Here is a 21383-nt window from a genome sequence, read left to right as displayed (position 1 = left end):
TGGAGTGGCAAATGCTCGAACAGGCTCAGCGCGTCCTCAAGGATGTCTTCGGTTACGACAGTTTCCGCGGGCGCCAGGCAGCGATCATCGAATGTGTGGCGGGCGGCGGCGACGCACTGGTACTGATGCCCACCGGTGGCGGCAAGTCCCTGTGTTTCCAGGTGCCCGGCTTGCTGCGCCCCGGCTTGACGGTGGTGGTGTCGCCGCTGATCGCGCTGATGGACGACCAGGTCGCCACCCTCGACGAGCTGGGCGTGGCCGCCGCGGCGCTGAACTCCACGCTCAGCGCCGAGCAGCAGCGCGACCTGGCCGGGCGCCTGCGCCGCGGTGAGGTGAAAATGCTGTACCTGGCCCCCGAGCGCCTGGTGCAGCCGCGCATGCTGGACTTCCTGCGTGGCCTGGACATTTCCCTGTTCGCCATCGACGAGGCCCACTGCGTCTCGCAATGGGGCCACGACTTCCGTCCGGAATACCTGCAACTGGGTCAGCTTGCCGAGCTGTTCCCCCATGTGCCGCGCATCGCCCTGACCGCCACCGCCGACATGCGTACCCGCGAGGAGATCGTCCAGCGCCTGCACCTGCAGGGCGCCGAGCGTTTCCTGTCGAGTTTCGACCGACCGAACATTTTCTACCGCATCGTGCCCAAGGAGGCGCCGCGCAAGCAGTTGATGGCGTTCCTCGGCGAGCGGCGCGGCAACGCCGGCATCGTCTATTGCCTGTCGCGCAAGAAAGTCGACGAGACCGCGGCCTTCCTCTGCGAGCAGGGCTTCCCGGCGTTGCCGTACCACGCCGGCCTGGCTGCGGAGACCCGCGCCGCCAACCAGCATCGCTTTCTCAACGAGGAAGGGCTGATCATGGTCGCGACCATCGCCTTCGGCATGGGTATCGACAAGCCCAACGTGCGTTTCGTCGCTCACCTCGACCTGCCCAAGTCGCTCGAGGCCTATTACCAGGAGACCGGCCGTGCCGGCCGTGACGGCCTGCCGTCGGACGCCTGGATGGCCTACGGCCTGCAGGACATGGTGATGCTCAAGCAGATGCTGCAGAACTCCGAGGGCGACGAGCGGCATAAACGCATCGAACAGCACAAGCTCGACGCCATGCTGGCCCTGTGTGAGGAAACCCGTTGCCGTCGCCAGTCATTGCTGGCCTATTTCGACGAGGTGCTGGAGCAGCCCTGCGGGCACTGCGACAACTGCGTCGACAATGTGCAGACCTGGGACGCCACCGAGCCCGCGCGCCAGGCCTTGTCGGCAGTGTTCCGCACCGGCCAGCGCTATGGTGTCGGCCATCTGGTCGATGTGCTGTTGGGCAAGGACACCGAGAAGGTGCGCAATTTCGGCCACGAGAAACTGTCGGTGTTCGGCGTCGGCAAGACGCTGGCCGAGGCCGAATGGCGCTCGCTGTTCCGCCAGTTGGTGGCGCGTGGCCTGGTGGACATCGACCTGGAAGGCTACGGCGGCCTGCGCCTGTCCGACAGCTGCCGACCGCTGTTGCGCGGTGAGGTGAACCTGCAACTGCGCCGCGACCTCAAGCCGCAGACCGCGGCCAAGGCGTCCGGCGGCAGTGGCGGCAGCCCGGCCAGCCAGCTGGTGCGCGCCGAGGAACGCGAATTGTGGGAGGCGTTGCGCACCTTGCGGCGCAAGCTGGCCGAAGAGCACAGCGTGCCGCCTTATGTCATCTTCCCCGACTCCACCTTGCTGGAGATGCTGCGCAGCATGCCTACCAGCCTCGGCGACATGGCCCAGGTCAGTGGTGTCGGTGCGCGCAAGCTGGAGCGCTACGGCCAGGCCTTCCTTGAGGTGCTCAATGGCGCCGGTGGCACCGATGAAGCGCCGAAGGTGGTGCTCGACCTACGCCACGAACTGGTCAGCCTGGCCCGCGCCGGCATGACACCGGCACAGATCGCCGGGCAACTCAACTGCACCGAGAAGAACGTCTACAGCTTGCTGGCCGAGGCCATCGGCCGCCAGGAGCTGAGCCTGGAGCAGGCACTGGACCTGCCCGAAGAGCTGATGATGGAAGTGCAGGACGCCTTCCTCGACGGCGAGGGCGAGCTGCCCGCGGTGTCCGCTGTGGCACCGCTGTTCGGCCAGCGGGTGCCGGAAGGTGTGCTGCACTGCGTGCGGGCGGCGCTTGCCGTGGAGTTCGGTGTGTGATTGCCGGCATTTGTGCCATTTGCTGACCTTTGTCATACCCTTACATGATTATCAGTCATTTCCGTGGCGTCGAACCTTGCCTGATCGGTCGGGCCATGGTTAGCTGGCTAATAATTAGTTCTATTCATTGAGTTACTTATGCCCCTGACCGACAACCAACACCGCTTCGGCATGCAGCTGGCCCAGATGTCCCGAGGCTGGCGCGCCGAGCTGGATCGCCGCCTGGCCGGGCTCAACCTGTCGCAAGCCCGTTGGCTGGTGCTGCTGCACTTGGCCAGGTTCGAGGAGGCGCCGACCCAGCGCGAGCTGGCCCAGAGCGTCGGCGTCGAGGGCCCGACCCTGGCGCGCCTGCTCGACAGCCTGGAAAGCCAGGGATTGGTGCGCCGCCAGGCGGTGATGGAAGACCGTCGGGCCAAGAAGATCCTGCTGTGCCCGCCGGCCAAGCCGCTGATCGACCAGATCGAGACCATCGCCAATGCGTTGCGGCTCGAGTTGTTCACCGGGGTCGATGAGGCCGACCTGGAAGTGTGCATGCGCGTGCATGCGAAGATTCTCGATAATCTCGAAAAGTCCTGAGCTTGACGTAGATCGCGGGGCAAGCCCGCTCCCACAAGATTCTGCTTGGCTTGTGGGTGCGGCTTGCCCCGCGATCATTTCTAGAAGGTATGCCCCAGGTTCAGGTACACCGCCTTCTCATGCGCATCGTTGGCGCCATAGCTCAGGTTCAACGGCCCCAGCGGCGTTTCCAGCCCCAGGAAGATACTCGCTGCATTGATGTAGCCGCTGTCGAACTCGTTGTCGTTGTTCCACGCCCGCCCGCGCTCCAGCGACCCGCCCAGGTACAGCGGGAAGTCCAGGGGCAGGTAGGCCCGTGGCGTCAGGCGGCGGTAGTAGACCATGCGCAGCAGGCTCATGTTCTGCCCGGAGATCGAGTCCTGGCGAAAGCCCGATAGCTGGCGTGCCCCGCCGAACACGAAGCTTGAGGTGACCACCTCGGCATCGTCCAGGGTGCGCCCGTAGCGCCCGCCCAGCACCAGGGTGTTCGGCCCGCTGCTGATGGCCTTGTCCAGGTTGAACAGCCACTGCCGGTAGTTCTGGTCCGAATCCAGCGACTTGTCATACTTGCGCACGGTCAGGCCGATGTCTTCGCCGCTGTGCGGGAAGTAGACGTTGTCGAAGGTGTCGAAGGAGTACTTGAGCTCGTAGAAACCCTCGTTGAAGCTGACCTTGGGCAAGTCCTGGTCGCCAATGCGCACCTCGGCGTTGCCCCAGGCCTTGCCCACGCCCAGGCGCACCTCGCCGTAGGTGCCGATCTGCCGCCCGACATTGAGCCCGAAGCCGTAACGTTCTAGGCGGTACTCGGCCACCGGGTCGTTGTCCAGGATGGCCTCCACATTCTGCGAGCCCAGGGCCAGATAGGGGGCGATGAAGTAACGCGAGCCCACGTCCAGCGGCTGGTAGAACTCGCTGTACAGCTCCTGGTCGTCGCCGATCTGGGCCCGGGTCAGCCATTCGCCGCCGAGCCGGTTGATGCCGTTGACCCGGTAGCTGGCACCAAGGTTGAAGGCGCTGTCGCCGCGCAGGTCGTCCGACAGGTTCAGGCCCAGGCGCAGGTAATCGGTACCGCCACGCCGGCCGCGGGCGCTGATCACCAGGGTATGTTCATCGCCCTTGTGCGCGACGCGGTATTGCACCTGGTCGAAGTAGTCCAGCCCGTAGAGGGTGCCCATGTCGGTTTGCAGGCGGCCGAGGTCCAGCGGCTCGCCTATCGGTTGGCGGATGTAGTAGCGGACCACGTCGTCGCTGACCTTGGAGTCGTTCTCCACCTTGATGGCCGTGATGATCGGCGTGCGTTGTTTCGGCGAGCGCGCCACCGCCAGGTTGCTGTCGCCCTCGGGCTGGCGCAGCGCCGCCAGGCGCGGATCGAGGGCGCGGGTGGCGCGGTAGCCGGCATCGATCATGTCCTGGGCGCGGCCGAAGTCGGTGACGCCGAACGCGGACAGCGGCGGCTGGACGAGAATGTCTTCGCGGCGCAGGCTGGCCAGTTGCTCCTCGGAGTTGCGCCGGGTCATCAGGGTGATCGACTGGTTGAGCACATCCACCACCGTGGCCAATTGCTTGCGGTTGCGCAGCGGGGTGCCGATGTCGACGACGATGGCCATGTCCACGCCCATCTCGCGCACCACGTCCAGCGGGATGTTGTCGGTCATGCCGCCGTCCACCAGCAGCCGGCCGTCCAGTTCCACCGGGGCGAACACTGCCGGGATCGACATGCTGGCGCGGATCACCTGCGGCAGGTGGCCGCGACGGAAGATCACTTTCTCGCCACTGGTGATGTCGGTGGCCACGGCGCGAAACGGGATCGGCAGCTTGTCGAAGTCGCGCACGTCGGCGGCATGGGCCAGCTTGCTTTCCAGCAGCAGGGCGAGGTTCTGGCCCTGGATCACGCCCAGCGGCAGGCCCAGGCTGCCGTCGTCGCGAAAGCTCAGTTTCTGCTTGACCAGGAAGTCGCGGTCGTCCTGCTTGCGCCGGAACGGCACGTCCTTGCGCGGCGGGGCGTCGGACAGGGCCTGTTGCCAGTCCAGGGTGGTGGCCAGTTTCTCCAGCTCGGCGATGCTGTAGCCCGAGGCGTACAGGCCGCCGACCACCGCGCCCATGCTGGTGCCGGCGATGGCGTCGATGCGTACGCCCTGTTCTTCCAGGGCCTTGAGTACGCCGATATGGGCCAGGCCGCGGGCGGCACCGCCCGACAGCACCAGGCCGATTTTCGGGCGCGCCGTTTCGGCGGCATGCAAGGTGATGGAAGTGAGCATCAGCAGGAGGCAGAACAGCAGGCGGCGCATCGTGAGTCTCAAACCAGAGGGTAAAGACCGCTAGTATAAGCGGCCCTTCCTACGGAGTTCCCCGACATGGCCGACAGCAAGCCGCAAATTGTCATCACTTATTGCACCCAGTGCCAATGGCTGCTGCGTGCCGCCTGGCTGGCTCAGGAGTTGCTCAGCACCTTCGCTGACGACCTCGGCCAGGTCGCCCTGGAGCCTGGTACCGGCGGGGTATTCCGCATCACCTGCGACGGCGTGCAGATCTGGGAGCGCAAGGCCGACGGCGGCTTCCCCGAGGCCAAGGTGCTCAAGCAGCGGGTGCGTGACCAGATCGATCCGCAGCGCGACCTGGGTCACAACGATCGCTGATCAGGCGCTTTCGGCCACGGTCTGCCGGGTGGGTTGCTCGGCGGCCAGACGGCTGGACAGGACGATGGCGAAGATGATCAAGGCACCACCGGCGAGCATGCGCAGGGTTGGCTGTTCAGCGAACACCACCCAGGCCACGGCGATGCCATAGACCGGCTCCATGCCGAACACCACCGCGGCGGTGCGCGCCTTGATCACCGCCAGGCTGGCGACGAACAGGCTGTGGGCGACGCCGGTGCAGAAGATGCCAAGCAGGGCGATCCACAGCCAGTCCATGGGTGCCACGGCAGTCAGGCCCGGCGCGGCGAACGGCAGCAGGCACAGGCTCACCACCAGGTTCTGCCACAGCGCCGCCTGCACGGCGGGCAGGCGCCCGGAACCGGCACGGTTGGTCAGCGACAGCAGCGAGAACAGCAGGCCTGAGAGCAACGCCCAGAGCAGCCCGCCGGTGGCCTCGCTGGCCAGGTCGAAGGCGGGGGTGACCAGCACCAGGCCGATGCTCACCAACAGCACCAGCACAGCCTCGTTGCGGCGGATGCGTTCACGGAACAACAAGCCTTCGAGGATCACCGTGAAGGCTGGGAAGCTGGCGAAGCCGAGGGTGGCGATGGCCACGCCGCCGACCTTGACCGCGATGAAGAAGCTCACCCAATGCCCGGCCAGCAGCACCCCCCCCAGCAGCAGCCGGCGCAGGTCCTGGCCGCGCAGTGGTTGCCAGGCCTGGCGCGCCAGGCCGGCGAACAGGCCCAGGGCCAGGACGGCGAACATGGCCCGGCCGAAGACGATGATCGTAGGACTGGCACTGGCGGCCAGTTTGCCGAAGACGCCGGTCAGGCCGAAGAACAGCGCGCCGATATGCAGGGCGCCGAGGGCGGTGCGGTGGTTCATGGTGGTCCCTAGAGTGTGAGGTTTCCTTTACCGGCCCTTCGCCGGCAAGCCGGCTCCCACAGAGGTGCGCTCGATCCTGTGGGAGCCGGCTTGCCGGCGAAGGGCCGGTACAAGCGCCAGAAATAGTGGCAGCAGTGTAAAAAAAACTGCAGGCGCTTTCTGTCGCCCAGCTAGCGTTCCTTGTCGCCAGACTCGCGCCGCAACGCCAGCGGCGTGCAGCCGAACGCCCGCAGCACCGCCGCGCTGAATGCGCTCTGCGAGCCATACCCCACGCGCGCGGCGATCTCGCCCACCGGCAACACCGTCTCACGCAACAGCCGGCGCGCCATCGTCAGCCGCCGTTGGCGGATGTAGTCCATCGGCGTCATGCCGCACTCGCTGGCAAACCGCGCATGCAGCCGCGCACTGGACAGCCCGGCCAGCCGCGCCAGGTCGGCAACCTGCAGCGGGTAGGCGGCGTGCTGCTCGATATGGCGGTCGAAAGCGGCATAGGGCAGGCGCCTGCTGGCCAGCACCGGGGCGCAGGCTGGTGGATTGAGGCTGGCCAACAGCAACACCGCGCCCTGGCGGGCAATCAGCGGGTCGTCCACGGGGCTGGTTGCCAGCCAGTCCACCAGCTGCTGTTGTCGGCTGTCCAGGCTCAGGGGGCCGGGGCGGTCGAGCAGGCGGCGGCTGTCGTCGGCGTGCTCGCCGAGATGATCGCCGAGCCAGTGTCCGCCCGGTACGTCCAGTACCAGGCAGTCGCTGCCCTCGCGGCTCCCGCAAGTGTGGTGGGCACCGGCGGGAACCACCATCAGATCCTGGCGAGCGACCCGGCCGCCGCGTCCATCCACCTCGAAATCCAGGCGCCCGCCGAGGCCGAACACCAACTGTGGATGGTCGTGGCTGTGGGCGATCAGGTCGTGGCGGTAATGGCGCAACGAGAGCAAGGGGCCGGCGGTCATGGTGAGTCCTCACGGGGCAGGCGAAGATTGTACACCTGCAGGCGAGGGCAGGATGGTCATGTACCTGCCACCAATCTGTCACCTGCGCCTGCCAGTCTCCAGCAAACAGCGCCGGAGCCTAGCCATGACCCACGCCGAACCCCTCCGCCCGTCACGCAAGCAGCGTGTCCGCACCCTGTGGATTTCCGATGTACACCTGGGCACCCGCGACTGCCAGGCCGAACACCTCGCGCACTTCCTCAAGGGCTACCAGGCCGAGCGCATCTACCTGGTCGGCGATATCATCGATGGCTGGAAACTGCGCAGCGGCATCTACTGGCCCCAGGCCCACACCAATGTTATCCGCCGCCTGCTGACCCTGAGCAAGCGCGGCACCGAGGTGATCTACGTTACCGGCAACCATGACGAATTCCTGCGGCGTTACTCGAAACTGATCCTGGGCAACATCCAGCTGGTGGACGAGGCCGAACACCTCACCGTTGACGGCCGGCGCCTGCTGGTGATCCATGGCGATCAGTTTGACGTGATCACCCGCTACCACCGCTGGCTGGCGTTCCTCGGTGACCGGGCGTACGAGTTCACCCTGGTGCTCAACCGCTGGCTCAACCACTGGCGCGCCCGTTACGGCTATGGCTACTGGTCGCTGTCGGCGTACCTCAAGCACAAGGTCAAGGGCGCGGTGAATTTCATCAGCGACTTCGAGGACGCCATCGCCCACGAGTGCACCCGGCGTGGCTTCCACGGCGTGGTATGCGGGCATATCCACCATGCCGAAATCCGCCAGGTGGGCGAGGTGGATTACCTCAACTGCGGCGACTGGGTGGAGTCGTGCACGGCGCTGATCGAACACTGGGACGGGCGGATTGAGCTGTACCGGTTTACCGAGGCGCAGGCGCGGGAGGCGGCGTTGCGCTTGGCGGAACTGGGCGAGCCGGCCTAGCTTCTCGTCGGCCTTGCCTGTGATCGCGGAGCAAGCCCGCACCTGCAAGTAATCGGTAGTGGCGGATCAGGCGGTGGCTGGCAGGGCGGCCTTGTAGATCGACTGCCTGGGCTGGGCGAACAAGCGCTCCAGCATCGGCTCGAAGAACGCCAGCGGCAAGCTTTCATAGTCCGGATCGAACGCTGCCGCGTCATAGCGTGCGCAGAACTCGAGGGTTCGCTGGTAATGCGGGTGATCGCGGTATTGCTCGCGCAGGTGACGGTCCATGCCCAGGTGGTGGAAGAAGTAGTAGCCCTGAAAGATCCCGTGTTTCTCGATCATCCACAGGTTCTCGTCGCTGACGAACGGCTTGAGGATCGCCGCGGCGATATCCGGGTGGTTGTAGCTGCCCAGGGTGTCGCCGATGTCGTGCAGCAGTGCACAGACGACGTACTCTTCATCGCGGCCGTCGCGGTGGGCGCGGCTGGCGGCCTGAAGGGAATGGCTCAGGCGGTCGATGGGGAAGCCGCCGAAGTCGCCGTCGAGCAGGCGCAGGTGGGCGAGAATGCGTTGGGGCAACTGATGGGCGTAGGCGCGAAAGTCGTCGGCGATGATCGCCCAGTCCTGGGCGGTACCATCGCGCATGTGGCTGAAATTGGCTTGCTTGCTCATCACCGCGTGCCGCTCGTGTCGGGGAACATACCGCAGTGTTGGCCAGGATCCGGGCTTTGGCAGTGGCCCGCCGGGACGCGAACCTGGCCTTGCGGGCCGATTCAGAGGCTCAGGCGGCCCAGCAGGATGTCGCGGAACATGGCGAAGTCGCCGACCAGGCTGTACCAGGGGTGGCTGAAGGTGGCGGGGCGGTTCTTCTCGAAGAAGAAATGCCCGGCCCAGGCGAAGCCGTAGCCGGCCAGTGGCACGGCCAGCAGCAACAGCCATTTGCCGCTGCCGATGCTGTAGGCGAGCAGGGCGATTACCAGGCTGGTGCCGACGAAATGCAGGCGGCGGCAGGTGGGGTTGCTGTGCTCGCCCAGGTAATAGGGGTAGAACTCGGCAAAACTGCGGAACTGCGCTGTGCGGGTCATGGCGGGCTTCCGGATCTGCGGGTCTTGCTGACAGGATACACGGCGTGGAGCCTGAATCGAGTCTAGAGTCACTGGGGGCCGTGGCCAGTGACAATAGGCGCCAATTGAGTATCCTTTCGGTTCACCGCAGGAGCGGTCAGCACAAGAGCCTGTCATGAGTGAGAGAACCACGTCAGCCAGCTGGGCATCAGGGATCGTCAAGGCACTCGAGCTGGAAGGGCTCGATTGTCCGGCCATGTTCAAGCAACTCGGGCTCGACTTCGCCGCACTGGACGACCCCGACGCGCGATTCACCCAGGATTCGATGACCCGCCTGTGGCAGCTGGCGGTCGAGCTGTCGGGCAACGAGGCCATCGGCCTGAACATGGCCAGGGTGGTGCGGCCGGCCTCGTTCCATGTGGTGGGCTATGCGCTGATGTCCAGCCGCACCCTGGCCGAGGGCTTCGAGCGCCTGGTGCGTTATCAGCGCATCATCGCGGAGAGTTCGGACCTGAGCTTTCGCCACGAGCCCGACGGCTATGCCCTGGTGCTGACCGTGCACGGCGACCACCTGCCGCCGACCCGGCACAGCGCCGAAGCCTCGCTGGCCTGCGCCCTGGCGTTGTGCACCTGGCTCAGCGGGCGGCCGATCCAGCCGCGGCGGGTACTGATCCAGGGCGCACTGCCGAAAAATGTCGAGCCGTACAAGGTGGCTTTCCACGCACCGCTGCAATTTGGCGCGCCCCATGATGCGCTGGTGTTCGCCCGCGCCGACATGGAGGCGCCGTTGCCGACCGCCAACGAGGCGATGGCGGTGCTGCACGACCGTTTCGCCGGTGAGTACCTGGCGCGTTTCTCGGAAAGCCGGGTGACCCACCGCGTGCGCCAGGTACTGTGCCGCATCCTGCCCCAGGGCGAGCCCAAGCGCGAAACCGTGGCCCAGGCCCTGCACCTTTCGCAACGCACCTTGCAGCGGCGCCTGCAGGACGAGGGCACGAGCTTTCAGACCCTGCTCGACGACACCCGCCGCGAACTGGCCGAGCAGTACCTGGCGCAGCCAGGCACCACGTTGCTGGAAACCGCCTACCTGCTGGGTTTCGCCGACCCGAGCAACTTCTACCGGGCGTTCCGCCGCTGGTTCGACAGCACGCCGAGCGAGTACCGCACGCGCCTGTCGGTCAGTGACGCCAGAACGCCGGCATGCACAACACCAGCACCGTGATGATCTCCAGGCGACCGAGCAGCATGCCGCCGGCAAGGATCCATTTCGCGGCATCTGGCAGCGTCGCGTAGTTGCCGGCCGGGCCGATCACTTCGCCCAGCCCCGGGCCGACACCCGACACGGTGCCGGCGGCGCCGGTCAGCGCGGTCATCCAGTCCACGCCCAGCAGCGACAGCAGCAGGGCGATGATGCAGATGGTGATGGCGAAGAAGAACGAGAAAGTCAGGATCGAGCGCACGATCTCTTCGTCGAGGCGGTGGCCGTTGTATTTCTGCTTGATCACCGCGCGCGGATGGATCAGCTGGTTGAGGTTGGCCTTGAGCAGGATGTAGGCGACCTGGAAGCGGAAGATCTTGATACCGCCGGCCGTCGAGCCGGAGCAGCCGCCGACGAAGCCCAGGTAGAAGAACAGCATCAGCGAGAAGTTGCCCCACAGGCTGTAGTCGCCCAGGGCAAAGCCGGTGGTGGTGACCACCGAAGTAACGTTCAGCGCCACGTGGCGCAGGGCATCGAGCCAGTGCAGCTCGGTGGTCGCCCAGTACCAGGTGCCAAGCACCAGCCAGGTGGTCACCAGCATGGCCAGCAGGCCCTGCACCTGCTGGTCCTTGATCAGCGCCCGGCGGTGGCCGCGCAGGGTGGCCACGTACAGGGTGAAGGGCACGCTGCCCATGATCATGACCACCACCGCGACCCAGTGCACCGCAGGGATATCCCATTTGGCCAGGGACTGGTCGGAGGTCGAGAACCCGCCGGTGGAGATCGCCGACATGGCGTGGTTGATCGCATCGAACAGGCCCATCCCCGCCCACCAGAAGGCCAGGCTGCCGAGCACGGTGATGCCGACGTACACCGCCACGATCGACTTGGCGACCATGTGCGAGCGCGGCATGACCTTCTCCGAACGGTCGGAGGACTCGGTCTGGAACAGGCGCATGCCGCCGATGCGCAGCAACGGCAGGATCGCCACGGCCATGCCGATGAAGCCGATGCCGCCCAGCCAGTGCAGCATCGAGCGCCACATCAGGATGCCCGGCGACATGCTGTCCAGGCCGCTGAGCACGGTGGCGCCGGTAGCGGTGATGCCGGACATGCTTTCGAAGAAGGCGTCGGTGTAGCTGATGTGCTGGGTCAGCAGGAAGGGCAGGGCGGCGAACACGCAGACCACCAGCCAGCTGCTGACGGTCAGCAGGTACATGTCGCGGGGGCGCAGGTGCACGTGCTCGGGGCGGCCGGGGATGACCAGGCCCAGGCCCGCGAGGAAGGTGATCAGGCTCGACCAGAGAAACGACGGCATGTCGCCGGTGCGCTCGAAGACCACCAGGGTCGCCATGGGCACCACCATGCTCACCGCCAGGGTGATCAGGAAGATGCCGATGATGAAACCAATGATCCTTAAGGTCGGCAACGCCATGTGATCTGCTCTGACTCGCTACGGAAAGGGCGCCATTCTACCTGTGGGCCGGGTCTTGTAAACGCCGATTGGTGGCCTCCACGGAGCGGGGGGGGGGGGGGGGCGGCTTGCCCCGCGATGGCCGGATCGCGGGGCAAGCCCGCTCCCACGATCCCCCTCGATGGTGCAGAATGGCCGCACTTTCAATCTGCCAGGAGGGTAGCCCATGGAGGCTCTCGACGCATTGCTCAACCGTGTTTCCGTGCCACGCCTGACTGACCCGGCGCCCAATGCCGCCCAGCGCGAGGCGCTGTTCCAGGCCGCATTGCGTGCGCCAGATCATGGCCAACTGCGACCCTGGCGTTTCCTGACCATCGAAGGCCAGGGCCGGGAAAAGCTCGGCGAGCTGTTCGCCGAAGCCGTGCAAGCCAAGGGTGAAGCCACCCAGGCGGCGCTGGACAAGGCCCGGGCGATGCCGCTGCGCGCGCCGTTGCTGATCGTGGTGATCGCCCGGCTGCAGGACCACTTCAAGGTGCCTAAGATCGAGCAGCGCCTGGCCGCCGGCTGCGCCGCCCATGGCATCCTGATCGCTGCCCATGCCCAGGGTATCGGCGCGGTATGGCGCACCGGCGACATGGCCTTCGACGCCCATGTGCACAAGGGGCTGGGGCTTGCCGAGAACGAAGAGCTGATCGGTTACCTGTATGTCGGCACGCCAATGGCCGAGCCACGCACCGCGCCGATCCTGGAAACTGCCGAGTACGTCAGCGCCTGGGGCGAGTGATTGAGTGGGGCCGCTTTGCGGCCCCAGGATCTGTCAGCCAGCGCTGACCTCACGCGGCAGCTCCAGCGTAGCCACGAACCCACCCTGCGCATGGTTCGCAAGCTTCAGGCTGCCACCATGGCGCTCCGCCGCCTTGCGTGCAATCGCCAGCCCCAGCCCATGTCCTGGCGCCTCTTGCCCCGGTGCCCGGAAGAATGGCTCCCCCAACAGCTCCAGATGTTCCGTCGCCACCCCCGGGCCGTGGTCGCGCACGCTTAACACGATGCGGTCCTGTTCGCGGCTGGCGCGCAGCTCGATTGGCTGTCCGGCCGGATTGAAGCGCAGCGCATTGCGCAGCAGGTTGTCCACCGCCCGTTCGATCAGCGTCGGCCAGCCATGCAGGGTCAGGCCCGGCTGCATCTCCAGGCGTACCTCCTGATCTGGCGCTGACAGCTGGGCGTCCTTGCGCACGCCGCCCAGCAAGGCATTGAGGTCCACCGGCTCTGCATGCGCCTGCTCGGCATCGACCCGGGCCAGCACGAGGATTTCGCTGATCAGGTCTTCCAGGCGGTCGCATTCGCGGGTCAGGCGTGGCCACAAGGCCTGCCGCTGTTCGGGTTCGGCGCGCTCGGCCAGCGCCAGGGCGATGCGCAGCCGCGCCAGTGGTGAACGCAGTTCGTGGGACACATCGCGCAGCAGCTGGCGCTGGCTGCCGATCAGGCTCTGCAGGCGGGCGCCCATCTTGTTGAAGTCGTTGGCCAGCACGCCGAACTCGTCGCGGCGTACGGCCAGTCGCGCCAGGCTGTTCTGCTGGTAGCTGGTTTGCCCCAGGTCGTGCACGGCGCCGCGCAGGCGGCTGAGCGGGCGGGTAATCGACAGGGTTACCAGCAGGCTGAACAGGGTCAGCACCACCAAGGCTATGCCCAAGGCGCTGAGCGGCCAGATCAGGCTTTCGCGGTGCCAGGCGGCCAGCTCCGGGTGGGGGATACGGTAGATCAGCAGGTAGGTCTCACCGCTGCCGGGGCTGGTGTATTCCTCGGTCAGGCGGCGCCACGGCAGACGACGTTCGTCGTTGTGCTGGCGTGCCTCGAAGGCGGCGGCGCGGCGCGGGAAGGTGCCGGGGACCACGGCATCGCCGCTGTCGTCGAGCACCTGCACGTCGATCTTGTAGCGCTGCTTGCGCCGTTCCAGGAAGCGTTGCGACGACTCCAGGCCTTCCTGTTCGTAGTGCTGGGCCCAGTGGCTGGCCAGGTTGTTCAGGCCCGGGTGGCGACTGAGGATCCAGGTGTCCTGGTTGAGCATGTGCCCGAGCAGGATCGACAGCCCGGCGACCAGGGCGATGGCCAGCCAGAAGCTGGCCAGGATGCGCCAGAACAGTGAACGCAAGACAAGCACCTCCAGGAAATGGCGAAAGCCCGGCCCGCTGGGAAGCGGGCCGGGCATCGGGCTGACAGCTTACTGGGCCTTGCCGGTTTTTTCAGCCTTCCAGGCCTGGAACTCCTGCCACTCGGCCTTGCGCGCGGCGCGCTCCTTCTGCAGGTCGTCGAATTTCTTCTGCTGGTCGGGCTTGAGCAAGGCGCGGATCTGGCCTTCGGTCTTGTCGTGGCTGGCCTTGAGCTCGTCCTTCAGGGCTTTCTGCTCGGCCGCCGGCAGCTTGGCGATGTAGCGTTCGTTGATGTCGCGGCGCTGCTTCATCTGCTCGCCCATCAGCTTGCCGATCTGCTGGCGCTGGTCGCGGCTCAGGTCCAGCTGGGCGAAAGGCGCGTCACCGCGATGATGCGGGCCATCGTGGCGCGGGCCGCCTTCGGGCATGGCCATGGCCACGGTCGGCAGGGCGGCGGCGAACATCAGGGCGATAAGGGTCTTGCGCATGGTGTCTCTCCTTTCAGGGGCCGGTGGTTACCGGATGAGCCCAGTCTAGGGAGATCAAGGTCAAGGGCGGTCAGGCGAGGGTAAAGGCTGGGTAAAGATGGCAGGGCCGCGAAGCGGCCCCGGTTTTCCTACAGACTGTAGTAATAGCCGCGGCTGCGCAGGGCGACGATGCGCGGGCGGCCATCCGGGTGCGGCCCGATCTTCTTGCGCAGGTTGCTGACATGCATGTCCAGGCTGCGGTCATAAAGCGTGAGCTTGCGGCCCAGGCCGATCTGCGCCAGTTCCTGCTTGTCCAGCGGCTCGCCGGGTTGGCGCAGCAAGGCTTCGAGGATGCGGCTTTCCGACAGCGTGAGGGTCATCTCGCGCTGGTCGATGCTGACCACGCCGCGTACCGGGCTGAAGATCAGGTCGCCGATCTCCACCTGGCTGCTGGGCGCGCTGGGGTGGCTGCGGCGCAACACTGCGCGCAGGCGGGCGGTGAGCTCGCGGGGGTCGCAGGGCTTGGCCAGGTAGTCGTCGGCGCCCAGCTCCAGGCCAAGGATGCGGTCCAGCGGCTCGCCGCGGGCCGAAAGCATCAGCACCGGCAGGTCGGTGTGTTCGCTGCGCAGCTGTTTGAGCAGTTCCAGGCCGCTGCCATCGGGCAGCATGACATCCAGCACCACCGCCGCCGGGGCGTGGGTGGCCAAGGCCTGGCGCGCACTCTGGCCATCGTGGCAGGCGCGCACCGCAAACCCTTCCTGGGTCAGCCAGCTGCCGAGCAGCTCGCACAGTTCCTGGTCATCATCAATCAGTAACAGCTCGCTCATTTCTCACTCAATTCAACCATTGCCGGCGTCTTCTGTGTCCGCCGCTGGCTAAGATACCGCAGACTGCGGACAACAGTGCAACGGCCGAGCCGATCAGGAACCATTGCTGCTGGTCGGTCAGCGGGCTTTGCGGGGCGCTGGCGCCTGCCTGCAGTTCCTTGATCGTCAGCTTCAGGCGCTGGTTGTCCTGGCGCAGGCGGGCGAGCTGGGCGCTTTCACGCTCGCTGTCCTGGTTCTGCAGTTGCTGGGTCAGCGCCGTGCGCTGTTTCTCGCTCTCTTCCAGGCGCTGCTGCAAGTCGGTGATCCGCGCCCCGGCTTCCAGCGACAGCGGCTGTTCGGCCGCGGCGAAAGGGGACAGCAGCAACAGGCAAAGCAGCAGGGACATCGGACCTTGACGCATTGGAACTCCTGATTCGTATCGATTCAGGAGGTTGTCGGCCAGTCGTCGGATTTTATGAATAGTGCCGCGCGGGGTGTAGCTGGGAGCGGCTTCGTGGGCGCGGGCTTGCCCCTGCGAAGCCCGTCCCGGTAAAGCCTGTTACGGCAGGACTTGCTTGAACGGCTTGACCACGACCTTGGCGTACACGCCCGCGGCGATGTACGGATCGGCGTCGGCCCAGGCCTGGGCGGCGGCCAGCGAGTCGAACTCGGCGACGATCAGGCTGCCGCTGAAGCCGGCGGCGCCCGGGTCGTTGCTGTCGATGGCCGGGTGCGGGCCGGCGAGCACCACACGGCCTTCGGCCTTGAGCTGCTGCAGGCGCTCGATATGCGCGGGGCGGGCGGCCAGGCGGTTTTCCAGGGAGTTTTCGACGTCGCTGGCGATGATGGCGTAGAGCATGTCAGTCCTTGGGTTTGGAGGTGGAGGGATCGGCATCGTGCAGGTGGCGCGACAGGTAGACACCCTGGGCCACCAGGAACAGCACGGTCATGCCCAGGCTGCCGAATACCTTGAAGTCGACCCAGATGTCCTGGAAGGTGAAGGCGACGAACAGGTTGGCGGCGCCGCATACGAGGAAGAAGGCGATCCACGCCACGTTCAGGCGGTTCCACACTGTTTCTGGAAGTGTCAGGGCATGGCCCATGATGCGTTTGATCAGCACCCGGTCACCGATGAAGTGGCTGCCGGCGAACGCCAGGGCGAACAGCCAGTTGACCACGGGCGCTTTCCACTTTAGGAAGGTCTCGCTGTGGAAGGCCAGGGTCAGGCCACCGAACACCAGGCAGGCGACCAGGGTCAGCAACTGCCCCTTCTCCAGCTTGCCGTGGCGCAGGAACAGCGCGCCGTAGACCACCACGGAGCTGACGATCAGCATGGCGGTGGCGCTGTAGATCCCGCCGAACTCGAAGCCGTGGCCGGCGAATTCGACCGGGCGCGGGTCAAGCTTGTAGACGATGAAGAACAGCAGCAGCGGGATGAAATCGATGAATTGTTTCACAGTGGCAGCCAGAAGCGGGATGTGACGGCATAATAACAAACATCGATTCCTGCGAAAGCGCTCCTCCATGAATGTTGATCTGCACTGTCACAGCACGGCCTCCGACGGCGCCCTGTCGCCCACGGCACTGGTCGCCCGGGCCCATGAGCACGGGGTGCGCACGCTCTCGCTCACCGACCATGACACCCTTGAAGGCCTGCCGGAGGCGCGCCAGGCCTGCCTGGACAACGGCGTGCAGTGGGTCAGCGGCGTGGAACTGTCGTGCACCTGGGGCGGCGCCACCATTCATGTGCTGGGTTACGACTTCCCCCTCGACGCACCGCCGTTGCTCGATGCCATCGCCAACCTGCACCGTGGTCGTTGGCTGCGCGCCGAGGAAATCGACCGCAAGCTGGCGGCCAAGGGCATGCCCGGCGCGCTGGACGGCGCGCGGGCGGTGCAGCAGGAACTGGGCGACAGCGGCAACGCCCCGGCGCGCCCGCATTTCGCTGAGTTCATGGTCCGCGCCGGCTTCGTCAAGGACCGCGGCGAGGCGTTCCGCAAGTGGCTGGGCGCCGGCAAGCTGGGTGACGTCAAGTTGCACTGGCCGACGCTTGCGGAAACTGTCGCGACGCTGCGTGAGTCGAATGCGTGGGTGAGCCTGGCCCATCCCATGCACTACGAACTGACCCGCAGCAAGCGCAGACGGCTGATTGCCGACTATATTCAGGCTGGAGGGCAGGCACTGGAAGTGGTCAACGGGATGATGCCGCCCGAGCAGGTGGGGACGATGTCGATCCTCACCCGTGAGTTCGGCCTGCTGGCAAGCGCCGGCAGCGACTTCCACGGCCCTGGCACCTGGGGCGAGATCGGTGCCTACCGGCCATTGCCTGAGGACCTGCCACCCCTGTGGCGCCGATTCCGACATGAACAACCTATGGCGGTATGAACAGGACGACTACGTGAGCCAATTTTTCCAGATTCATCCGGAGAACCCGCAGCCGCGCCTGATCAAGCAGGCCGTCGAGATCATCCGCAAGGGTGGGGTGGTGGTCTACCCGACCGACTCGGCCTATGCGCTGGGATGCCAGATTGGCAACAAGGCCGCGATCGAGCGGGTGCGCAAGTTGCGTGGTCTGGACAAGACCCACAACTTCACCCTGATGTGCTGCGACATGTCGCAGTTGGGGCTTTACGCCAAGGTCGATACGGGTACGTTTCGCCTGCTCAAGGCCCACGTGCCCGGGCCCTATACCTTCATCCTCAACGGCACCCGCGAGGTACCGCGCCTGCTGCTGCACGAGAAACGCCGGACCATCGGCCTGCGCGTGCCCAGGCATGAAATAACCTTGGCCTTGCTCGCAGAGCTTGGCGAGCCTTTGATGAGCGTCAGCCTGATCCTGCCCGGCGACGACGAGCCGATGGTCGATCCCTACGAGATCCGTGAGCGACTGGAGCATCACGTCGACTTGGTGATAGACGGCGGTTTCGGCGACCTCAAGGCCTCTACCATCATCGACTTGTCCGGCGACGAGCCGGAGCTGATTCGCGAAGGGTGCGGGGATCCGACGCCGTTCCTGGTCAACGCGTGAGCCAGGTGCAGGCACCTGAGGCGCCGGCCACGGAGGCGCAGACGCCGTTCCAGCTGCAACTTGCCCTGGTCTATGGCGAAGCCCTGACCGAGATGCCGGTCGACCTGTACATTCCGCCGGACGCCCTGGAAGTCTTCCTCGAAGCCTTCGAAGGCCCGCTGGATCTATTGCTGTACCTGATCCGCAAGCAGAACGTGGACATTCTCGACATCCCCGTGGCGGAGATCACCCGCCAGTACATGAGTTATGTCGAGCTGATGAAGAGCGTGCGCCTGGAGCTGGCGGCCGAGTACCTGGTGATGGCCGCCATGCTCGCCGAGATCAAGTCGCGCATGCTGCTGCCGCGCTCCGGCGAAGTCGAGGAGGAGGAGGGCGATCCGCGCGCCGAACTGATTCGCCGGCTGCAGGAGTACGAGCGATTCAAGGCCGCCGCCGAAGGTATCGACGAGTTGCCCAGAGTCGGGCGCGAAATCGTCGTGCCGCGCCTGGAGGCTCCGCAGGCCAAGGTGCGCAAGTTTTTGCCGGAGGTGGCGCTGGAAGAGATCCTGTTGTCCATGGCCGAGGTCATGCGCCGCAACGACCTGTTCGAGAGCCACCAGATCACCCGCGAGGTGCTGTCGACCCGCGAACGCATGAGCGAAGTGCTCGAGCGCCTCAAGGGTGGCGCCTTCGTGCCCTTCGTCGAGCTGTTCACCCGCGAGGAGGGGAAGCTTGGCGTGGTGGTGACCTTCATGGCGATTCTCGAGCTGGTGAAGGAATCCTTGATCGAACTGGTGCAGAATGAGCCCTTCGCCCCGATCCATGTCCGTGCCCGGGCAGAATGACCTGACAACTACCGATGAACCTGAACGAACCCCGTGAACTGGCGTCGCTGATCGAGGCCTTCCTGCTCGCCTCGGGCAAGCCGCAATCCCTCGAACGCCTGTACGAGCTGTTCGAGGAGGCCGAGCGCCCGACCCCCGCCGTTTTCAAGAAGGCCCTGGAGGTGCTGGGCAAGTCCTGCAGCGGCCGTGCCTTCGAACTCAAGGAAGTAGCGACCGGCTATCGCCTGCAGATCCGCGAGGACTACGCACCCTGGGTCGGCCGCCTCTGGGAGGAGCGGCCGCAGCGCTATTCCCGCGCACTGCTGGAAACCATGGCGCTGATCGCCTACCGCCAGCCCATCACCCGTGGCGAGATCGAGGACGTGCGGGGCGTGGCGGTCAACAGCAACATCATCAAGACGCTCATGGAGCGCGAGTGGATTCGCATCGTCGGCTATCGCGAGGTGCCCGGGCGACCGGCGATGTTCGCCACCACCAAGGCATTCCTTGATCATTTCAACCTCAAGAGCCTCGATGAGCTGCCGGCGTTGGCCGAGCTGCGCGAGCTGGAGGTGGAGCCCGAGGTCGATCCGGACGAGGCGCCGGTGCCCGCTCACCTGCAAGCCCTGGCCGATGCCAGCCTGGGCGAGGAGGGCGAGGAAATCGAGCCGAAGGAGGAGACCAGCTTCCGCTCGCTGCTGGTGGAGCTGGATGCGATGGAAGAAGGGCTCAAGATCGATTTCGATGATTTGCGCGATGAGGCTTCCATCGAGCCCGAGGACGAACCAAAGGCCTGACAGCCCGACTCTGTGGACGCCGGCTTGCCCGGCGATGAGGTCGGCACCGTCAATATGTGCCTTTGGGCGGAATCTGCTGGGCGATCGGCAAAAACCTTCTACCCTCCAGTGCGTTCCCTTGCTGAACCGCGTATGATGCGCGCCCGCTTTCACTACTACACCGGGAGGTGCCCAGATGAGTGACAAAGACCTGCACGACCAACAAGCCACCCCGCCGTCTGGCGAAAAACTGCAGAAGGTGCTGGCGCGCATCGGCGTCGGCTCGCGCCGTGACGTCGAGGCCTGGATCGGCCAGGGCCGCATCAAGGTCAATGGCGTCGAGGCCACCCTGGGCCTGCGCGTCGACCTGCACGACGCCATCACCGTCGACGGCAAGCTGATCAAGCGCGTCGAGGCCGCCGAGGCTACCCGCCGCGTGATCATGTACAACAAGCCCGACGGCGAGATCTGCACCCGTGACGACCCGGAAGGCCGTCCGACCGTGTTCGACCGCCTGCCGCGGCCGAAAGAGGGCCGCTGGATCAACATCGGTCGCCTGGACATCAACACCACCGGCCTGCTGCTGTTCACCACCGACGGTGAGCTGGCCAACCGCCTGATGCACCCGTCCTATGAAATGGACCGCGAGTACGCAGTGCGTGTGCGCGGCGAAGTCGACGACGACATGGTCGACCGGCTCAAGGCCGGCGTGGTGCTCGAAGATGGCCCGGCCAAGTTCACCGATATCCAGAAGGCGCCAGGGGGCGAAGGCTTCAACCACTGGTATCACTGCGTGGTGATGGAAGGCCGCAACCGTGAGGTGCGTCGCCTGTGGGAGTCCCAGGGCGTAGTGGTCAGCCGCCTGAAGCGCGTGCGTTTCGGTCCGGTGTTCCTGAACTCCGACCTGCCGATGGGCCGCTGGCGCGAAATGAGCCAGGGCGAGATCGACATTCTCGCCGCGGAAGTCGGCCTGCAGCCGGTGGCACTGCCGGAAATGAAGCTCAAGGCCAAGGACAAGCTCGAGCGCCTGCAGCGCAAGTCGACCCGTCCGCTGGGACGTGGCGAGCGCGTGCGTACCCTGCGTCCTGCCGCCGAAGGCCAAGCCGAGCGTCCGGCACGTGCGCCGCGTGAAGACGCAGCGCCGCGCAAGGGCAACCGCGGCAGCACGGTGGCCGAGCGTCCGAGCGAGATGCGCAAGCGTCCGTCCCGTCCTGAAGGCGACAAGCCGGCAGGCCGTGGTCGCGGCAAGCCGCGTGGCTGATTCGGTCCGGTAGCGAGAGAGCCAGCCTTCGGGCTGGCTTTTTTGTGCCTGCGGTAAATGGCCCATCGCGGGGCAAGCCCGTTCCCACGAATAGTGTGCGCATCGTGGGAGCGGGCTTGCCCCGCGATGGGGCGCAAAGCGGCCCCAAGTACCTGAATGGACAGAAAATTTCCCGCCAGGTGGCAAATTTTCAAACCGCTTTGTAAAGAAAACTATACGATTCTGGGCTTTTTCCCCGGCTTACCTGTGCTTTTCCGTTCTTCGTCACAAAATCTTTCCAAAGCCTGCGCGCCAGAGCCTCCCCAGCCCCCTCCACCC

Annotated in this window: 23 protein-coding genes; 11 read left to right on the top strand and 12 right to left on the bottom strand. The window is 65.7% G+C overall.

Annotation, left to right across the window (positions count from 1 at the left end):
- Positions 1–11: 11 nt before the first annotated feature.
- Both recQ and AC3WL2_RS10000 read left to right on the top strand, forming a co-directional pair.
- The gene (recQ, locus tag AC3WL2_RS10005; protein WP_102684305.1) at positions 12–2159 is read left to right on the top strand and encodes a DNA helicase RecQ; all 2148 of its coding nucleotides are present in this window, start codon (positions 12–14) and stop codon (positions 2157–2159) included.
- Positions 2160–2297: 138 nt separating this feature from the next.
- Positions 2298–2735 carry a MarR family transcriptional regulator gene (locus AC3WL2_RS10000; RefSeq protein WP_102684306.1) on the top strand — a complete coding sequence of 146 codons (438 nt, stop codon included), beginning with the start codon at positions 2298–2300 and terminating at the stop codon, positions 2733–2735.
- 80 nt (positions 2736–2815) lie between these two features.
- Here the strand turns inward: AC3WL2_RS10000 and AC3WL2_RS09995 are convergent, their stop codons facing one another.
- Positions 2816–5002: a patatin-like phospholipase family protein gene (locus AC3WL2_RS09995; RefSeq protein WP_102684307.1), complete on the bottom strand. Its 2187-nt coding sequence runs from the start codon at positions 5000–5002 to the stop codon at positions 2816–2818.
- Between the two features lie 66 nt (positions 5003–5068).
- On the opposite strand from AC3WL2_RS09995, the gene AC3WL2_RS09990 reads away from it, so the two are divergent.
- Positions 5069–5350, top strand: coding sequence for an Rdx family protein (locus tag AC3WL2_RS09990; protein WP_096049580.1), 282 nt, complete (start codon positions 5069–5071; stop codon positions 5348–5350).
- Here the strand turns inward: AC3WL2_RS09990 and AC3WL2_RS09985 are convergent, their stop codons facing one another.
- The gene (locus AC3WL2_RS09985; RefSeq protein WP_102684308.1) at positions 5351–6238 is read right to left on the bottom strand and encodes a DMT family transporter; all 888 of its coding nucleotides are present in this window, start codon (positions 6236–6238) and stop codon (positions 5351–5353) included.
- A 170-nt stretch (positions 6239–6408) separates the two neighbouring features.
- Entirely contained in the window at positions 6409–7182 is a 774-nt protein-coding gene (locus AC3WL2_RS09980; RefSeq protein WP_102684309.1) for a helix-turn-helix transcriptional regulator, read from the bottom strand.
- A gap of 124 nt (positions 7183–7306) precedes the next feature.
- On the opposite strand from AC3WL2_RS09980, the gene AC3WL2_RS09975 reads away from it, so the two are divergent.
- Positions 7307–8122, top strand: a complete 816-nt coding sequence (locus AC3WL2_RS09975; RefSeq protein WP_102684310.1) for a UDP-2,3-diacylglucosamine diphosphatase — start codon at positions 7307–7309, stop codon at positions 8120–8122.
- A gap of 66 nt (positions 8123–8188) precedes the next feature.
- On the opposite strand, the gene AC3WL2_RS09970 is transcribed toward AC3WL2_RS09975, so the two are convergent.
- Entirely contained in the window at positions 8189–8773 is a 585-nt protein-coding gene (locus AC3WL2_RS09970; protein ID WP_102684311.1) for an HD domain-containing protein, read from the bottom strand.
- 101 nt (positions 8774–8874) lie between these two features.
- Positions 8875–9186, bottom strand: a complete 312-nt coding sequence (locus tag AC3WL2_RS09965; RefSeq protein ID WP_023631733.1) for an Mpo1-like protein — start codon at positions 9184–9186, stop codon at positions 8875–8877.
- A 154-nt stretch (positions 9187–9340) separates the two neighbouring features.
- On the opposite strand from AC3WL2_RS09965, the gene AC3WL2_RS09960 reads away from it, so the two are divergent.
- Positions 9341–10387: an AraC family transcriptional regulator gene (locus tag AC3WL2_RS09960; protein ID WP_102684312.1), complete on the top strand. Its 1047-nt coding sequence runs from the start codon at positions 9341–9343 to the stop codon at positions 10385–10387.
- Here the strand turns inward: AC3WL2_RS09960 and AC3WL2_RS09955 are convergent.
- The gene (locus AC3WL2_RS09955) at positions 10344–11798 is read right to left on the bottom strand and encodes a TrkH family potassium uptake protein (protein ID WP_102684313.1); all 1455 of its coding nucleotides are present in this window, start codon (positions 11796–11798) and stop codon (positions 10344–10346) included. The two genes, AC3WL2_RS09960 and AC3WL2_RS09955, sit on opposite strands and share 44 nt — an antisense overlap.
- A 205-nt stretch (positions 11799–12003) precedes the next feature.
- Between AC3WL2_RS09955 and AC3WL2_RS09950 the strand changes: the two genes are divergently transcribed.
- Positions 12004–12561 (top strand): NAD(P)H nitroreductase, encoded by a 558-nt coding sequence (locus tag AC3WL2_RS09950; RefSeq protein ID WP_038706586.1) that lies wholly within the window; start codon positions 12004–12006, stop codon positions 12559–12561.
- 33 nt (positions 12562–12594) lie between these two features.
- On the opposite strand, the gene AC3WL2_RS09945 is transcribed toward AC3WL2_RS09950, so the two are convergent.
- From AC3WL2_RS09945 to AC3WL2_RS09920, 6 genes are all read right to left on the bottom strand, one after another.
- Positions 12595–13983 carry a sensor histidine kinase gene (locus AC3WL2_RS09945; protein ID WP_102684314.1) on the bottom strand — a complete coding sequence of 463 codons (1389 nt, stop codon included), beginning with the start codon at positions 13981–13983 and terminating at the stop codon, positions 12595–12597.
- Between the two features lie 12 nt (positions 13984–13995).
- The gene (locus AC3WL2_RS09940) at positions 13996–14412 is read right to left on the bottom strand and encodes a Spy/CpxP family protein refolding chaperone (protein WP_023632412.1); all 417 of its coding nucleotides are present in this window, start codon (positions 14410–14412) and stop codon (positions 13996–13998) included.
- A gap of 128 nt (positions 14413–14540) precedes the next feature.
- Positions 14541–15218, bottom strand: a complete 678-nt coding sequence (locus AC3WL2_RS09935; RefSeq protein WP_038706585.1) for a response regulator transcription factor — start codon at positions 15216–15218, stop codon at positions 14541–14543.
- 7 nt (positions 15219–15225) lie between these two features.
- On the bottom strand, positions 15226–15618 hold the full coding sequence (locus AC3WL2_RS09930) for an SH3 domain-containing protein (protein WP_102684315.1): 393 nt from the start codon (positions 15616–15618) through the stop codon (positions 15226–15228).
- Between the two features lie 138 nt (positions 15619–15756).
- On the bottom strand, positions 15757–16056 hold the full coding sequence (locus AC3WL2_RS09925) for a YciI family protein (protein ID WP_038706584.1): 300 nt from the start codon (positions 16054–16056) through the stop codon (positions 15757–15759).
- Between the two features lies 1 nt (position 16057).
- Positions 16058–16654 (bottom strand): septation protein A, encoded by a 597-nt coding sequence (locus AC3WL2_RS09920; RefSeq protein WP_023631974.1) that lies wholly within the window; start codon positions 16652–16654, stop codon positions 16058–16060.
- 67 nt (positions 16655–16721) lie between these two features.
- Here AC3WL2_RS09920 and AC3WL2_RS09915 point away from each other — a divergent pair, with 67 nt between their 5' ends.
- The 5 genes from AC3WL2_RS09915 (at position 16722) to rluB (ending at position 21065) form a co-directional block, all read left to right on the top strand.
- Positions 16722–17582 carry a PHP domain-containing protein gene (locus AC3WL2_RS09915; RefSeq protein ID WP_102684316.1) on the top strand — a complete coding sequence of 287 codons (861 nt, stop codon included), beginning with the start codon at positions 16722–16724 and terminating at the stop codon, positions 17580–17582.
- A 13-nt stretch (positions 17583–17595) separates the two neighbouring features.
- Positions 17596–18225, top strand: a complete 630-nt coding sequence (locus tag AC3WL2_RS09910; RefSeq protein ID WP_102684322.1) for an L-threonylcarbamoyladenylate synthase — start codon at positions 17596–17598, stop codon at positions 18223–18225.
- The gene (locus tag AC3WL2_RS09905) at positions 18222–19049 is read left to right on the top strand and encodes a segregation and condensation protein A (protein WP_102684317.1); all 828 of its coding nucleotides are present in this window, start codon (positions 18222–18224) and stop codon (positions 19047–19049) included. The genes AC3WL2_RS09910 and AC3WL2_RS09905 overlap by 4 nt, the downstream gene beginning before the upstream one ends.
- 14 nt (positions 19050–19063) lie before the next feature.
- On the top strand, positions 19064–19825 hold the full coding sequence (gene scpB / locus AC3WL2_RS09900; protein WP_102684318.1) for an SMC-Scp complex subunit ScpB: 762 nt from the start codon (positions 19064–19066) through the stop codon (positions 19823–19825).
- A 175-nt stretch (positions 19826–20000) separates the two neighbouring features.
- Complete coding sequence (rluB, locus tag AC3WL2_RS09895) at positions 20001–21065, top strand: 23S rRNA pseudouridine(2605) synthase RluB (RefSeq protein WP_102684319.1); 1065 nt, start codon at positions 20001–20003, stop codon at positions 21063–21065.
- Positions 21066–21383: the final 318 nt, after the last annotated feature.

The organism is Pseudomonas sp. FW305-96, from assembly GCF_058783825.1.
This window is presented reverse-complemented; position numbering and strand designations above follow the sequence as displayed.